Origin of the sequence: Variovorax sp. HJSM1_2 (genome assembly GCF_049316285.1) — a bacterium.
Lineage (GTDB): Bacteria > Pseudomonadota > Gammaproteobacteria > Burkholderiales > Burkholderiaceae_C > Rhodoferax_B.
In genome coordinates this window covers 219,986-234,807 of the sequence record NZ_JBMOXA010000002.1, presented here as the reverse complement: position 1 = coordinate 234,807, position 14,822 = coordinate 219,986, and the positions used below count along the sequence as shown (strand labels likewise).

General features: G+C 62.0%; 11 protein-coding genes. 6 read left to right on the top strand and 5 right to left on the bottom strand.

Annotation, left to right across the window (positions count from 1 at the left end):
* Window positions 1-49: 49 nt before the first annotated feature.
* A complete protein-coding gene (iscR, locus tag ACFQ95_RS03560) occupies window positions 50-586 on the bottom strand; it encodes a Fe-S cluster assembly transcriptional regulator IscR (RefSeq protein WP_422829422.1) in 537 nt (178 codons plus the stop codon).
* Between the two features lie 303 nt (window positions 587-889).
* The gene (gene uvrB / locus ACFQ95_RS03555) at window positions 890-3,001 is read right to left on the bottom strand and encodes an excinuclease ABC subunit UvrB (RefSeq protein WP_422829421.1); all 2,112 of its coding nucleotides are present in this window, start codon (window positions 2,999-3,001) and stop codon (window positions 890-892) included.
* Between the two features lie 263 nt (window positions 3,002-3,264).
* Here uvrB and ACFQ95_RS03550 point away from each other — a divergent pair, with 263 nt between their 5' ends.
* Window positions 3,265-4,470, top strand: coding sequence for an amino acid aminotransferase (locus ACFQ95_RS03550; RefSeq protein WP_422829420.1), 1,206 nt, complete (start codon window positions 3,265-3,267; stop codon window positions 4,468-4,470).
* A 41-nt stretch (window positions 4,471-4,511) separates the two neighbouring features.
* Here the strand turns inward: ACFQ95_RS03550 and ACFQ95_RS03545 are convergent, their stop codons facing one another.
* Window positions 4,512-4,775 (bottom strand): hypothetical protein, encoded by a 264-nt coding sequence (locus ACFQ95_RS03545; protein ID WP_422829419.1) that lies wholly within the window; start codon window positions 4,773-4,775, stop codon window positions 4,512-4,514.
* Window positions 4,776-4,825: 50 nt separating this feature from the next.
* On the opposite strand from ACFQ95_RS03545, the gene ACFQ95_RS03540 reads away from it, so the two are divergent.
* Both ACFQ95_RS03540 and rsxB read left to right on the top strand, forming a co-directional pair.
* Window positions 4,826-6,370 (top strand): polyhydroxyalkanoate depolymerase, encoded by a 1,545-nt coding sequence (locus tag ACFQ95_RS03540; RefSeq protein WP_422829418.1) that lies wholly within the window; start codon window positions 4,826-4,828, stop codon window positions 6,368-6,370.
* Between the two features lie 15 nt (window positions 6,371-6,385).
* Window positions 6,386-7,111 carry an electron transport complex subunit RsxB gene (gene rsxB, locus ACFQ95_RS03535; protein WP_422829417.1) on the top strand — a complete coding sequence of 242 codons (726 nt, stop codon included), beginning with the start codon at window positions 6,386-6,388 and terminating at the stop codon, window positions 7,109-7,111.
* Window positions 7,112-7,120: 9 nt separating this feature from the next.
* On the opposite strand, the gene ACFQ95_RS03530 is transcribed toward rsxB, so the two are convergent.
* The gene (locus ACFQ95_RS03530; RefSeq protein WP_422829416.1) at window positions 7,121-8,638 is read right to left on the bottom strand and encodes a methyl-accepting chemotaxis protein; all 1,518 of its coding nucleotides are present in this window, start codon (window positions 8,636-8,638) and stop codon (window positions 7,121-7,123) included.
* 196 nt (window positions 8,639-8,834) lie between these two features.
* On the opposite strand from ACFQ95_RS03530, the gene ACFQ95_RS03525 reads away from it, so the two are divergent.
* Together ACFQ95_RS03525 and ACFQ95_RS03520 are read left to right on the top strand one after the other, a co-directional pair.
* Complete coding sequence (locus tag ACFQ95_RS03525) at window positions 8,835-9,377, top strand: molybdopterin-dependent oxidoreductase (RefSeq protein WP_422829415.1); 543 nt, start codon at window positions 8,835-8,837, stop codon at window positions 9,375-9,377.
* A gap of 39 nt (window positions 9,378-9,416) precedes the next feature.
* Window positions 9,417-12,545: a response regulator gene (locus ACFQ95_RS03520; RefSeq protein ID WP_422829414.1), complete on the top strand. Its 3,129-nt coding sequence runs from the start codon at window positions 9,417-9,419 to the stop codon at window positions 12,543-12,545.
* Here ACFQ95_RS03520 and ACFQ95_RS03515 read toward each other — a convergent pair.
* Entirely contained in the window at window positions 12,542-13,696 is a 1,155-nt protein-coding gene (locus ACFQ95_RS03515) for a citrate/2-methylcitrate synthase (protein WP_422829413.1), read from the bottom strand. The genes ACFQ95_RS03520 and ACFQ95_RS03515 overlap by 4 nt on opposite strands.
* A gap of 110 nt (window positions 13,697-13,806) precedes the next feature.
* On the opposite strand from ACFQ95_RS03515, the gene ACFQ95_RS03510 reads away from it, so the two are divergent.
* Entirely contained in the window at window positions 13,807-14,760 is a 954-nt protein-coding gene (locus tag ACFQ95_RS03510; protein ID WP_422829412.1) for a 2-hydroxyacid dehydrogenase, read from the top strand.
* Window positions 14,761-14,822: the final 62 nt, after the last annotated feature.

Genomic DNA, 14,822 nt, shown 5'->3' with positions numbered 1-14,822 from the left:
GCAGGGTTCATGTCTTGTCCGCAGCACCCCTCTTCGCTCTTTTTGTCGCTTAGGACTTCGCGAAAGCGTTGCCCAGCGCGAACACCGAATTCGGCGCATTCACGCGGATAGGCTTGACCACCGGCATGCTGGAAATGGCACGCTTGATCATAGGCTTGGTCTCCACTTGCACACCCTTGGCGAGTTGCTCGTCCACCAGCTTTTGCAGGCTGACGGAGTCAAGGAACTCGACCATGCGCGTGTTCAGCGAAGCCCACAGTTCGTGCGTCATGCAACGACCGGCTTCGCCCATGCAGTTTTCCTTGCCGCCGCATTGCGTGGCATCGATCGGCTCGTCTACCGAGACAATGATGTCGGCCACGGTGATGTCGGCCGCTTTGCGTCCGAGGGTGTAGCCGCCGCCGGGGCCACGGGTGGACTCGACCAGGTCATGACGGCGCAATTTACCGAACAACTGCTCGAGGTAAGACAGCGAAATCTGCTGACGCTGGCTGATGGCCGCCAGGGTGACGGGGCCGTTGTTCTGACGCAAGGCCAGATCAATCATGGCGGTGACCGCAAAACGGCCTTTGGTGGTGAGTCGCATCGCAAGCTCCTTCTAGTGCGCGTAAACCTAGCGTTGATGGCCCGCACCGCCCCATCGGAATGGCGTGCAATGCGGGGCGAGATCCTCTCTGATCAGCGGCCACCTCTTGGGGTGGCGCCAAGCCCTCAACTTCCGGCTACCTGTTGTTGGTCCAATTCTAGCACAATCCCCATCGAATTAGTCGGGTAATCGGCAAACCATCCGAACTTACCCTTAGGGTCAAGCCCTCAGACTTGGGCAAATGTCCTCGCCACGCCACTGCAAATGGCAACCAGAAATGGGAGACCTGGCGTTAGACGATGGTTAGACGTTGTCGGTTCCCGGCGCACCGAAGGCACGGGTTTTGAGAACATGCAGCTGGTCGCGCACCTGCGCCGCCTTCTCGAATTCGAGATTGCGCGCGTGCTCCAGCATGCGTTTCTCCAGGTTCTTGATTTCACGGGCGATGTCTTTCTCGCTCATGTCTTCCACCTTGGCGCGCTGGATCGCGTCCTGCGCCAGCTTCTCGGCTTCACGGCCCGATTTCTCGCTGTACACGCCGTCGATCAGGTCTTTCACCTGCTTGACGATGCTGCGCGGCGTGATGCCCATGCGGCTGTTGTGATCGATTTGCTTGGCGCGGCGCCGCTGGGTTTCGTCAATCGCCTTGCGCATCGAATCGGTCACCTTGTCGGCATACAAGATGGCCCGGCCATTGAGGTTGCGCGCGGCGCGGCCTATGGTCTGGATGAGCGAGCGCTCGGAGCGCAGAAAGCCTTCCTTGTCGGCATCCAGAATCGCCACCAGCGACACCTCGGGAATATCCAAACCCTCGCGCAACAGGTTGATGCCCACCAGCACATCAAACGCCCCCAGGCGCAGGTCGCGCAGGATTTCGACACGCTCCACGGTGTCCACGTCGCTGTGCAGGTAACGCACCTTCACACCGTTGTCGGTCAGGTAGTCGGTCAACTGTTCGGCCATGCGTTTGGTCAGCGTGGTGATGAAAACGCGCTCGTCCTTCTCCACACGGATGCGGATTTCTTGCAGCACGTCGTCCACCTGGTGCGTGGCCGGGCGCACCTCCACTTCGGGGTCGACCAGCCCGGTCGGCCGCACCAGTTGCTCGACCACCTGGCCGGTATGCTTTTTCTCCCAATCCGCAGGCGTGGCCGACACAAACACCACTTGGCGCATCTTGGTCTCGAACTCTTCGAACTTGAGCGGCCGGTTGTCGAGCGCGCTGGGCAGGCGAAAGCCATATTCCACCAGCGTGGTCTTGCGCGCACGGTCGCCGTTGTACATGCCGCCAAACTGGCCTATGAGAATGTGGCTCTCGTCCAAGAACATCAGCGCGTCTTTGGGCAGGTAGTCGGTCAAGGTCGAAGGCGGCTCGCCAGGTGCGGCACCGCTCAAGTGGCGGGTGTAGTTTTCAATGCCCTTGCAGTGGCCAATCTCGGTGAGCATTTCCAGGTCGAAGCGTGTGCGCTGCTCCAGCCGCTGCGCTTCCACCAGCTTGCCCTGCCCCACCAGCTCTTTCAGCCGGTCGCTGAGCTCCATCTTGATGGTTTCTACCGCCGCCAAAACCTTGTCGCGCGGCGTGACGTAATGGCTGCTGGGGTAGACCGTGAAGCGCGGGATCTTTTGCTTGATGCGCCCGGTGAGCGGGTCAAACAGTTGCAGCGTTTCGATCTCGTCGTCGAACAGCTCGATGCGGATGGCCAGCTCGGAATGCTCGGCCGGAAAAATGTCTATGGTGTCGCCGCGCACGCGAAACTTGCCACGGCCAAAATCAGTGTCGTTGCGCTGGTATTGCATGCGGATCAACTGCGCAATCACATCGCGCTGGCCTATCTTGTCGCCGGTGCGCAGCGTCATCACCATACGGTGGTAACTCTCGGGCTCGCCAATGCCGTAGATGGCCGACACGGTGGCCACAATCACCACATCGCGCCGTTCGATGATGCTCTTGGTGCATGAGAGGCGCATCTGCTCGATGTGTTCGTTGATCGCCGAGTCCTTCTCGATGAACAGGTCGCGCTGCGGCACGTAGGCCTCGGGCTGGTAGTAGTCGTAGTAGCTGACGAAATACTCGACCGCGTTCTTGGGGAAGAACTCGCGGAACTCACTGTAGAGCTGCGCCGCCAGCGTCTTGTTCGGCGCGAACACAATCGCCGGCCGCCCCAACCGTGCAATGGTATTGGCCATGGTGTAGGTTTTGCCCGAGCCCGTCACCCCCAGCAGGGTTTGAAACACCTCACCATCGTTCACCCCCTCCACCAGCTTGTCTATCGCCTCGGGCTGGTCGCCCGCCGGAGGATAAGGCTGGTAAAGCTCGAAAGGCGAGCCCTCATAAGTGACGAACACGCCCTGGGAAGGGGCATCGTTGGCGGCGACGTCGGTTTCGGGCAATGGGGCTTTTTTGGGTGCGGGCATGGTGGGGCGAAGCTCTGGTTGATCTCTCGTTAGGTCCCATGTGGGGCGTCTGGCCAGGCTCTACAAGCCTGGCGAATCGACCACGACACTGTATATTAATACAGATCAATACAAGTCAACCAGCTTGACCCTACCCGCGTTGCCAGGGAGGCCGGGCAAAGGCCTGCAACGGCTCGGCTAAAATTTCTGGCTGCCTGCATCCTGCCCCTGCGGCTCGCGTGCACCAGCATTCACTTCACACGACCAACCGCTTAGGACTCCTCATGTCTTTGTTCACCGCCGTCGAAATGGCGCCCCGCGACCCGATTCTGGGACTCAACGAACAATTTGCCGCTGACACTAACCCAGACAAAGTCAACCTGGGCGTGGGCGTGTATTTCGACGACAACGGCAAACTGCCGCTGCTGGACTGCGTGCGCGCCGCTGAAAAGGCCATGCTGGAAAAACCCACACCGCGCGGCTACCTGCCAATCGACGGCATCGTGGCGTACGACAACGCCGTCAAGGCGCTGGTGTTTGGCGCTGACTCCGAGCCCGTCGCCTCCGGCCGCGTGGCCACCGTGCAAGCCGTGGGCGGCACCGGCGGCCTGAAGGTGGGCGCCGACTTCCTGAAGAAGGTCAACCCCAACGCCAAAGTGTTGATTTCCGACCCTAGCTGGGAAAACCACCGCGCGCTGTTCACCAACGCCGGTTTTGTGGTCGAAAACTACGCTTATTACGACGCGGCCAAGCGCGGCGTGAACTTTGACGGCATGTTGGCAAGTCTGACGGCCAGCGAAGCCGGCACCATCGTGGTTCTGCACGCCTGCTGCCATAACCCTACCGGCTATGACATCACGGCCGACCAGTGGGACCAGGTGATCGCCGTTGTCAAGGCGAAGAACCTCACACCTTTCCTCGACATGGCCTACCAAGGTTTTGGCCACGGCATCACCGAAGACGGCGCGGTCATCGCCAAGTTTGTCGCCTCCGGCCTGCAGTTCTTTGTGTCGACCTCGTTCTCCAAGAGCTTCAGCCTTTACGGCGAGCGCGTCGGCGCGCTGTCGGTGCTGTGTGCTGACAAGGACGAAGCCGCCCGCGTGTTGAGCCAGTTGAAGATCGCCATCCGCACCAACTACTCCAACCCACCTATCCACGGCGGTGCGGTGGTGGCGGCCGTGCTCGGCAACCCCGAATTGCGCGCGCTGTGGGAGAAGGAGCTGGGCGAGATGCGCGTGCGCATCAAACAAATGCGCCAAGCACTGGTCGACGGCTTGAAGGCCGCTGGTGTGCAACGCGACATGAGCTTCATCACCACGCAGATCGGCATGTTCAGTTATTCCGGCCTGACCAAGGACCAGATGGTGCGCCTGCGCGCCGAGTTTGGCGTCTACGGCACCGACACCGGCCGCATGTGTGTGGCCGCGCTGAACAGCAAGAACATCGGTCATGTGTGCGCGTCTATCGCCAAGGTCTTGGAAACCAGCTGATCGTTCACGGGTTCACCCCAAAGGCCTGTCCGGGACTCCGGTCAGGCCTTTTTTGCGCCGTCGCCTTGAAAGAAGAAGCGCTTTTGAGAACCGTTGGCGGCAAAAGCGTCGCGCAAGACAACAACACGTCGCAGCGGCACGATAGACGGCAAAGCGGAGTTCAGGCCAAGCCTGAACCACAGACGCCCGGCTATTTGCGCAAATTTGCACGAATTGAAGTCAGCACTGTTTAACGCAATGGCACAGAACGCACGAAACCCGTGCACCATGCATCGTCTTGGTAATAGCCACAGCACAGACATCATCTGCAACTGCTATATTGCACCGCAACATTCCACTGCCTAGCGCACTCCCCATGCTGTACCAAATCTACGAAAACCAACGCGCCCTGATGGAACCATTTGCAGACTTTGCATTGGCCGCTTCCAAGTTGTACAGCAGTGCCGCTGCGCCGCTGGGCAAGAACAGCCTGACCAATCGCATCTCTGCTGGTTACGACCTGCTCTACCGTTTGGGCAAAGACTACGAAAAACCAGAATTCGGCCTGAAGACCGTAGAGGTCGATGGCGTCGACGTGACCATTCAGGAACGTGTGGAAATCGACAAGCCATTCTGCGAACTACGCCGTTTCAAGCGCTTCACCGACAACGTCAAAACGCTGTCCAACATCAAGGGCCAGGCCGCGGTGCTGATTGTGGCGCCGCTCTCCGGCCATTACGCCACGCTGCTGCGCGACACTGTGAAGTCCATGCTGAAGGACCACAAGGTCTACATCACCGATTGGAAAAACGCGCGCTTGGTGCCTTTGTCGGATGGTGAATTCCACCTCGACGATTACGTCAACTATGTGCAGGAATTCATTCGCCATATCCAGGCCGCTTACGGCCATTGCCACGTCATCAGCGTGTGTCAGCCCACCGTACCGGTGTTGGCGGCTGTGTCGCTGATGGCTTCGCGCGGTGAAACACTGCCCTTGTCAATGACCATGATGGGCGGCCCGATCGATGCACGCAAGTCGCCCACTGCGGTCAACAACCTGGCCATGAACAAGAGCTACGAGTGGTTTGAGAACAATGTGATCTACCGCGTGCCAGCCAATTTCCCTGGCGCGGGCCGCCGCGTCTACCCAGGTTTCCTGCAGCACACCGGTTTTGTCGCCATGAACCCGGAACACCACGCCAAGAGTCACTACGACTATTTCAAGGACTTGCTCAAGGGTGACGACGTCAGCGCCGAAGTGCACCGCAAGTTCTACGACGAGTACAACGCCGTGCTCGACATGGACGCCGACTACTACCTGGAGACCATCGCCACCGTTTTCCAGGACTTCAAGCTGGTCAACGGCACCTGGCAAGTCAAGGGTGTCGATGGCAAATCTGAACTGGTGCGCCCGCAAGACATCACAAACTGTGCGCTGCTCACCGTGGAAGGTGAACTGGATGACATCTCGGGCTCCGGCCAAACCCAAGCGGCACATGATCTGTGCACCCAGATTCCGGCCGACCAACAGCAGCATTTCGAGGTCAAAGGTGCTGGTCACTACGGCATTTTCAGCGGCCGCCGCTGGCGCGAAATCGTTTACCCCAAGGTGAAAGACTTCATCCGTTCTTATTCGCCCCAAGCGGCAACGGCTGCGGCCACCGACCCAACCAGCGGCCCAGAGGCTGCAGCAGCGGTAGCCGCTGCTGCGCCCGGCGCCGCCAGGGCCACCAAACCGGCTCGCGGCAAAAAAGTGGCAGCCGCACCACAACAAGAAGCCTTGGCGCTGGAAACCCCTCAGCGCGCCCAAGCCGCAGGCGCCAAGCCTGCGGAAACCGCCAAACCAGCCGCGCGCGCACCACGTGCAAGGGCCGCAGCAACACCGGCTAAAAGCGCCGCACGCAAAACGCCCAAGGCTTGAGTGGCTGGAGACCACGTGACAGAGCTTTTGGTGGAATCCTCCGCAACCTCGGTTGCGGCCCTGGCGGCGCGCATAGACCAAGCGCTGCCGCAAACCCAATGCACACGTTGCGGCTATCCAGACTGCAGCGCTTATGCACACGCGGTCGCCGCCGGTGAGGCCAACATCAACCAGTGCCCGCCCGGTGGTGCTGAGGGCGTCACACGCCTGGCGCGTATCACCGGCCGGCCCATATTGCCGCTCGACCCCAGCCATGGCCTGGAGCAGGCGCGTGTGCTCGCCGTCATAGACGAAGACTGGTGCATTGGCTGCACGCTGTGTATCAAGGCCTGCCCCACCGATGCCATCCTCGGCAGCAATAAATTCATGCACACGGTGATTGCGCCGCACTGCACCGGCTGCGAGCTGTGTGTGCCGGTGTGCCCGGTCGATTGCATCAGCCTGGAAAATGTCACGGGAACACTTACCGGCTGGGCAGCATGGTCGGCGGCCGAGGCCGAGAAGGCGCGCCAGCGCTACAGCCTGCACCAGAAGCGCCTGCCGGCAGCAGCCCCTGCAGAGACGGTGCCAACTGTCAGAGACGTTGTTGCGCCGACCGAAGTACCCGCCGAAATGTCCGCTGCGACCAGCGCCGCATCAAAGCCATCTGTGACGTCCACACCAGCGCCCGCCGTAGACCCCAAACGCGCCGCCATTGAGGCCGCCATGGCCCGCGCCCGCGCGCGCCGCTCAGGCGTCTAGACAACTCCGCTAGGCTGCGCGTGCGGCCAGTGATTTGTAGACCCCGCAGCCCAGGTAAACGTCATCCACCTTGGCGACAAAGGACATTTTTGTTTGCACCGCTCCGCTGGCGGGATTGGTGATGTCGTATTCCACCCAACCCGGGGCCTGCTCGCATTGCGCGACGATGGCTTCGAGCAAACGGGCGCCATCAATCCCAGGAATGTCTTGCACACGGGTACCTACTTTGGCCGGGTTGCCGCCGAACGCCTGGTAATGGCCCTGCTCATCCAGCGCGAAGACATACATATCGCGGTCGTGGAAACCGCCGTTGGGTTTGGTGATTTGCTGCAGGAATGCATGGCGCGAGCTCACGGCGCGCTGCTGCAGTGCACGCTGCACCAGCGCGCCTGCCTCTTCGGCAGTCCCTTGCTGCAAAGTGAACTTGGCCACCGCTTGCGACAGTGTGGAAGCACGTCCTTCCAGGCGCACGGCCTGCTCCACGGCACGCTCCACCATTTGTGCATTGCTTTGGGTGATTTGATCGAGATGCCGCACGGCGGTGGTGATTTCGCTTAAACCGGCACTTTGCTCGGCACTCGACGTGGAAATCTGGTTCATGTTGGCGGCCACATCGCGTATGCCGGTGGCCATGCCGTGGATGTTTTCGCCGGCGGCTCGAATCAAAGCTGCGCCGGTTTCCACCTGGCCGGCGGAGGTTTTGATCAATGCGCCAATTTCGCGCGCCGAAGCGCCCGAACGTTGCGCCAGCATCCGCACCTCAGACGCCACCACCGCAAAACCTCGGCCCTGCTCGCCGGCACGCGCGGCTTCGACGGCCGCGTTGAGTGCCAGAATGTTCGTCTGGAACGCAATGCTGTCGATCACGCCGACGATTTCCCCCATGCGCCGAGCACTGTCCTGAATCGCCTCGACAGCGGCCATCGCCCGCGTCATGGCGCCGGCGCTGGCCTCGGCGGCCTGGCGTACCTCTTCAGCACGTCGATCGGCCGACACCGCTGTCGTAGCGTTTTGCTGCACCGTGGAGGCGAGTTGTTCGACACTGGCGGCCGTCTGCTCCAGGTTCGCCGCCTGCTGTTCGGTGCGATCGGATAAATCTCGATTGCCGGTTGCCAAACTCGTGCCCGCATGCGCCACCAAGGCCGCATTGCTGCGGATATCGGCCACCATGCCCGAGAGTGTGAGCACCATGCGGTCGAGCAGGCGCGCCATATCGGCCAGTTCGTCCTGGCCATGAGCCGCCGCGCTAGCGCGTAAATTGCCTTGTGTGGCCTCATGCATGACGGCGCTTAAACCACGAAAATCGGCGGCAAAGCTTGCGTAAAAAGACCACAGAAGGTACAAGATCAGGCCAGCAACCAGCCCGAGTACCGAGTGCCCCACAGCTTGGTTTTCGACCAGCGTCGGCAACCCTATGGCGCAGCCCAGTTGAACTACTACGCCCAATGCCAAAACCATGAATTTGCCACGCAGCCGCATCCGACGCATCCACCAGCGTCCAGGCGAAAAGCCCCCCGTTCCATGCATGCACTTGTCTCCTCTTGTCGTTTTTAACGATGGTTTTTTGCATCAGCCACCTGTGGCACATTGTGGCATGCAACAATTTGTGTCAATGACAGCTACGAGACAGCGGCCCGCCCCTGGCAGCCTTCTTCCTTGCCTGGGTGGCAGTGCCGCGCCAAACCTCGCCGCCTTGTCCCGTTGGTTTACAGGAGTCAAGACCATGCGCAGCATCGACCTCTTTGCCCCCCGTTTCAAGCGCGCCACACATGCCATTCTTGCCACTGTGGCCGGTTTGTTCCTGCTCGGCGCGGCCACCGCCGCCCAGGCACTGGACAAGCCCGCCGGTCGCGTGGTGCTCACCATCCAAGGTGACGTGCGTAGCCCCAACCAGGGCGACCGTGCCACTTTTGACATGGCCATGCTGGAGAAACTGCCGCAACGCACCTTCACCGTGCAAACGCCTTGGTATCCCACGCCCGTCACCTTCACCGGCCCGCTGCTGCGCGACATCTTGTCGGCCGCTGGCGCCAATGGCAGCAAGATCGTGGCCGAAGCACTGAATGACTACAAGACCGACATTCCGCTGAACGACGCTGTACGCTACGACGTGATCGTGGCCCGGTTGATGAACGAAAAACCCATGCCCGTGCGCGAAAAAGGCCCGTTGTTCATCGTCTATCCATTCGACAGTTCTCCAGAACTACGCGCCGAGATCTACTACAACCGCTCGGCCTGGCAGTTGAAGTCGCTCACCGTACGCTAGCCGTCGCCCCCAGGTCCTCGAAAGGCATTCCTCCGGTCCATGCGAAAGACCATCAGCAAGTACCTGCTCCGCTTCATCGTGGCTGGGCTGCTATTGGTTTATGCGGCCATAGGCATCAGCCAGTACCGGCAAATCCAGACCCTGGACGACGTCATGCGGCTGGGCGACGTCAACGCCCTGTGGGCACTGGTACAACTCGACATGGAAGTCCAGCGCCTGGACAGCGCCTTGGCCGACTACCAAACCGACCCCACGGCGGCACGCCTGGGGGACACACAACTGCGCTACGACATCTTTGTCAGCCGCATAGGCACAGTGGAGCAAGGCACGCCAAAACGCATGATGGGCGCGCAACCCTCGTATCACGCCACGCTTGATCAACTGCACCGCCTGGTGCAAAAGGGTGACCGGCTGCTGGCACCGGTCACCAGCCTGCAGCGTGCGGGCGAGCAATTGGTGGAACTGCGCCGGGAACTGCATGAAGTGCGCGAGCCGGTGCACGACCTCACCACCCTGTCGGTGCAAGTGGCCTCCAGCGTCGCCGACCAGCGCGCGCGTGCGGTGCAGGCACAGATCATCCAGGCCGCAGGGCTGATGATCTTCCTGGCCATATTCACCATGCTGCTGGCCTGGGCCATGGTGCGCGAGTTTCGTAAACGCGAGGCCGCCAAGGCCAGCGCCATCGTCGCCCAGAACCAACTGGTGCAGCAACTCAAACGCAGCGAAGAGCAACTTGAGGCGCGTGTGGAAGAGCGCACCCATGCGCTGCAAACCGCCGTGGAAGCTCTGCGCGACAACGAGGCCGAGCTGCTGCTGGCCCGCGCCAAGGCGGAAGACGCTTCACACATGAAGTCCCGCTTCCTGGCCAATATGAGCCACGAAATCCGCACCCCCATGAATGCCATCATCGGCATGAGCCATCTGGTGATGTCCACCACGCTGAATCCACAGCAACGCGATTACGTGAGCAAGATTCAGCGCGCCTGCCAACATCTTCTGGGGCTGATCAACGACATACTGGACTTCAGCAAAATCGAGGCCGACCGCTTGCAGCTTGAAGTGATCGACTTCGAATTGCGCAGTGTGCTCGACCACGTGGCCGACCTGATTCGCGAGAAGTGCCAGCAAAAAGGACTGGAACTGATTTTCGACATAGACCCAGGCCTGCCGCAGCATCTGCGCGGCGATCCCCTGCGGCTGGGCCAGATCCTGCTCAACTACGCCAACAACGCCGTCAAGTTCACCGAGCAAGGCGAAATTCTGATCAGCGCATCGGCCATCAAAACAGAGAAGGAACAGGTCACCGTACGCTTTGAAGTGCGCGACACCGGCATAGGCCTCAGCCCCGAACAGCAAACCGGGCTGTTCCAGTCGTTCCAGCAGGCCGACACCTCCACCACCCGCAAATACGGCGGGACCGGCCTGGGCCTGGCGATCGCCAAAAAACTCGCTGCGCTGATGGGTGGCGACGTCGGACTGACCAGCACCGAAGGCGCTGGCAGCACTTTCTGGTTCACCGCCAAACTGGCACCCGGCAGGTCCAGCGTGGACGACGCCCCGCAGGCCCCCGCAGGCCTGCACAATGGCCGCGTGCTGGTGGCCGACGACAGCGATGCCGCGCGCCGTGTACTCGTGTCCATGCTGCGCCAGTGGGGGCTAGAGGTCACCGAAGCGGCATCGGGCAACGAAGCCCTCGCCCAGGCGCAAAAAGCCGAGACCGAGAACCGCGCCTTCGTGCTGGCTTTTATCGACAGCCAGATGCCCGGCCTCGATAGTACGCAGACCGCCTCAGGCCTGGCGCGCCTGGCGCACCCGCCGCGCACCGTCCTGCTCACACAGCATCCGCTGGAAATGATTCCGGCCAGCGTGGCCCAGCGGTTGGCCAAACCGGTACGCCCCGTGCAGTTGCTGCAAACCATAGCGGCGAGCAACGGCGATGGTGTGCGACTCAGCACCGGCCCCGTGCCCATGCAGCCAGGCAGCATCACCGGCCTGGACATCAGCCGACTACGCGGCGCGCGCATTCTGCTGGTAGACGACAACGAACTGAACCAGCAGGTGGGACGTGAACTGCTAGAAGCCGCCGCCCTGCACGTAGACGTTGCCGTCAACGGGCAGGACGCCTTGGACCACCTCGCCCAGGCTTACTACGACCTGGTACTGATGGACATGCAAATGCCGGTGATGGATGGTCTGACCGCCACACGCCGCATCCGCGAAAACGCCGACTGGGCCCATCTGCCAGTGCTCGCCCTGACCGCCAACACCATGCGTGGCGACCGCGAGCGCTGCCTCGCCGCAGGCATGAACAGCCACATCGCCAAACCCATAGAACCCGATGATTTTTTTGGACAACTGCTGCGTTGGTTGCCCGACGTGCGCACCAAGCAAGACGCTGTGCGGACCACAGCTGCAGCCCATGACACGGCGGCACACCCGGCGATCTGGGCGAGCGCAGACGACGGCGCGCGCGGAGCCGATGCGCCGACCGGACAACGCCCGGCTCCGCTTGCTGCACGTACCGTAGAAGACCAAGCGGCCTTGATCGACCGATTGCAGCGTATCCCGGAGCTTGACACCAAAGCCGGCCAGCGCCGTGTATTGAACCGGCCAGAACTCTACGAATCACTGCTGCGCAAATTCATTGTGAGTCAGGGCGCCGCAGTGGAGCGCACCCGCGCGCTGCTGCGCGAAGAGCAGTTTCTGGATGCAGAGCGGGCCATCCACACACTCAAAAGCACCGCCGCGACGATTGGCGCAGATGCGTTGGCCTCGCTGGCAGCGTCAACCGAGTTGGCATTGCGTGCAGCCAACCGCCTGCCACCCCAAACGCTGGAAGACACCCTGCTGCAACCACTCGATATCCAGTTGCAAGATCTGGTCGCCGCCCTCGGCCGCGCCCTGCCGCCACTGCCCCAAGCGGCCGCATCTGACAACAGCGCGTCCACCTCAGGCGAGGCTGACGATGCGGCCTTCCAACACGCCGTCACACGCCTGGAGAGGCTGCTCTCGGAAGACGACGCTGAAGCCCTGGATCTGTTTGCCGACGCCGACGCCTTGTTTCGCCAGCATCTCGGCGCGCACTACTTCGAGATGGCGCGACATCTGCAGGCCTATCGCCTGGCAGATGCACTCACGACGCTGCGCAACGCCGCTGTGCACAGTTAAGCCAACACCCCCTGCGGTGGCAAGCCGACATAACGACCACGCGGACGGATCACCTGGGCCACACCCAGTTGCTCCAGGCTGTGCGCCAGCAAGCCCACGCTGCGTGCCGTGGCGAACAAACCAAAAGCAGCGTCTGCCGGCAATTTGTGATGCGCCACCAGCGCCGCCAGGGCAACGTCGATATTCGGTTGCAGGCCCGTCAAAGCCGCCACCTTCTGAATGAAGCGCGCAATCACTTGCGGCGGCTCAAACAAAGCCAGCAAAGCCGCTGCACGCGGATCGCCATCGGGATAGATGTGGTGGCCGAACCCGGCCAGCGGCAAACCGGTGGACAGGTAATGGGCCAGCACCGCGTCTTCACCCAAGCGCTCGACCTCGCTGAACAAGGCTTGGACCCGCCCTGACGCATCCCCATGCAAGGGGCCGGAAAGTGTGGTCAAACCGGCCAGCAGACAGGCCGGCAGCGATGCCCCGGTGGATGCTGCGATGCGCGCCACAAACGCCGAACTGGTCAATTCATGGTCCACCAGCAGCACCATGGCCGTGCGCAGCAAATCGGCCACCGGCGCGGTCTGCTTCCAGCCTTTGGCGAAGCGCAGATGCAGCGGCTGCTGTCCTGGCTTGGCGCCAAACGCGTTCGCCAGCGCCCCCACCAAGGCCTGGCCCTCGGCGTGCAGCACACGCGTCAAACGTCCGCGCGTGGAATGACTGCTGGCGGCCAGGCCGCCAAGCAAGGTGAACGCCGAGGCACGCCCCGGTTTCTCCAGCGGACCCGTGAGCGCGCAGCAAAAGTCGACGGCTTGCTCGCCGGCCCACAACAGCTGCGCCACCTCTTCCAGGCTGGCCGAGCGCGCCAGGCTCACCGCGTCCTGGCCGCGGTAATAGGGGCGGCCACGCGAGAAGGTGGTGAGTGCGGTCGGGATGCTGGGCTCGGCGCCAAACAGCGTATTGGTCGCCAGGGTCTCGTGTTTGCGGCCGGCCTGCTTGCGCTTGGCCAGGCCGGCCACGTCTTCCGTGCGGTACAGGCTGCGGCGCGAATCGGCGGGGTCGGGCATCACTTCGAGCTTGCCGCGACTCACATACGCATACACCGTTTGGGGCTGCACCCCGAGGCGGCGGCAGGCCTCGTCCATTGATATCCAGGAAGCCATAACACTGGTAAAAAAATTTATACATTGATTTTATACATCAATATTGCCTTATGAATCAATGATTGACAAACTACCTTCACCTTTGAATCTGACAGCGCTCACCACCCGACATGAAACCCCAGGTCCTGCAACTCAACCCCATCCTGATCCCCGAGGTCAACACCAAGCTCGCCGCGCGCTACACGGTGCACAAATACTTTGAAATGACCAAGCCGGACGCCTGGCTCAAAACACACGGCGCTGCCATCGACGCCGTCATCACCGGCGGCCACACCGGCATCTCCAATGCCATGCTGGCGCAGTTGCCAGTTGTGAAGGTGGTGGCCGTCAACGGTGTTGGCACCGATGCCGTGGACTTGGCCTATTGCCGCAGCCGTGGCCTGCCGGTCACGGCGACCCTGGGCGCCCTCACCGAGGATGTGGCCGATCTGGCCATAGGCCTGTTGATCGCCGCCTGCCGCAACCTGTGTGCGGGCGACCGCTTCGTGCGCGACGGCCTGTGGGAGAAGTTTCCCCAGCCCAGCGCAATTCCGCTCGCCCGCCGCTTCAGCGGCATGCGCATAGGCATCGTCGGCATGGGCCGCGTAGGCCGCGCTGTGGCCACCCGGGCCGAGGCCTTTGGCTGCCGCATCAGCTACACCGACCTGCGCGCCATGCATGACGTGCCCTACCGCTTTGTGCCGCAACTGCTGGAGCTGGCGCAAGACGCCGATGCCCTGGTGTTGTGTGCCGCTGCCGACAAGGCCGAAGGCATCATCAACGCGGCCGTGCTCGAAGCCCTGGGTCCGCGTGGCTTTCTGGTCAACGTGGCGCGTGGCCGACTGGTCAACGAGGCCGACCTCACGGCGGCACTCAGCGCGGGCCGCATCGCCGGCGCGGGGCTGGATGTGTTTGTCGACGAACCCCGCGTGCCCCTGGCGCTGCGCCAGTCCGATGCCGTGACGCTGCAGGCCCACCGCGCCAGCGCCACCTGGGAAACGCGCACCGCCATGGCCGAAATGGTGCTGGAGAGCCTGGCCCAGGCACTGGCCGGCGAACGCCCCAGCATGAGCCTGACCACATGAGACGCTGAGCCCAGCGGCCGCAGCACAGGCCCCAGCCCAAGACTTCACCAGAAAAAACAGGA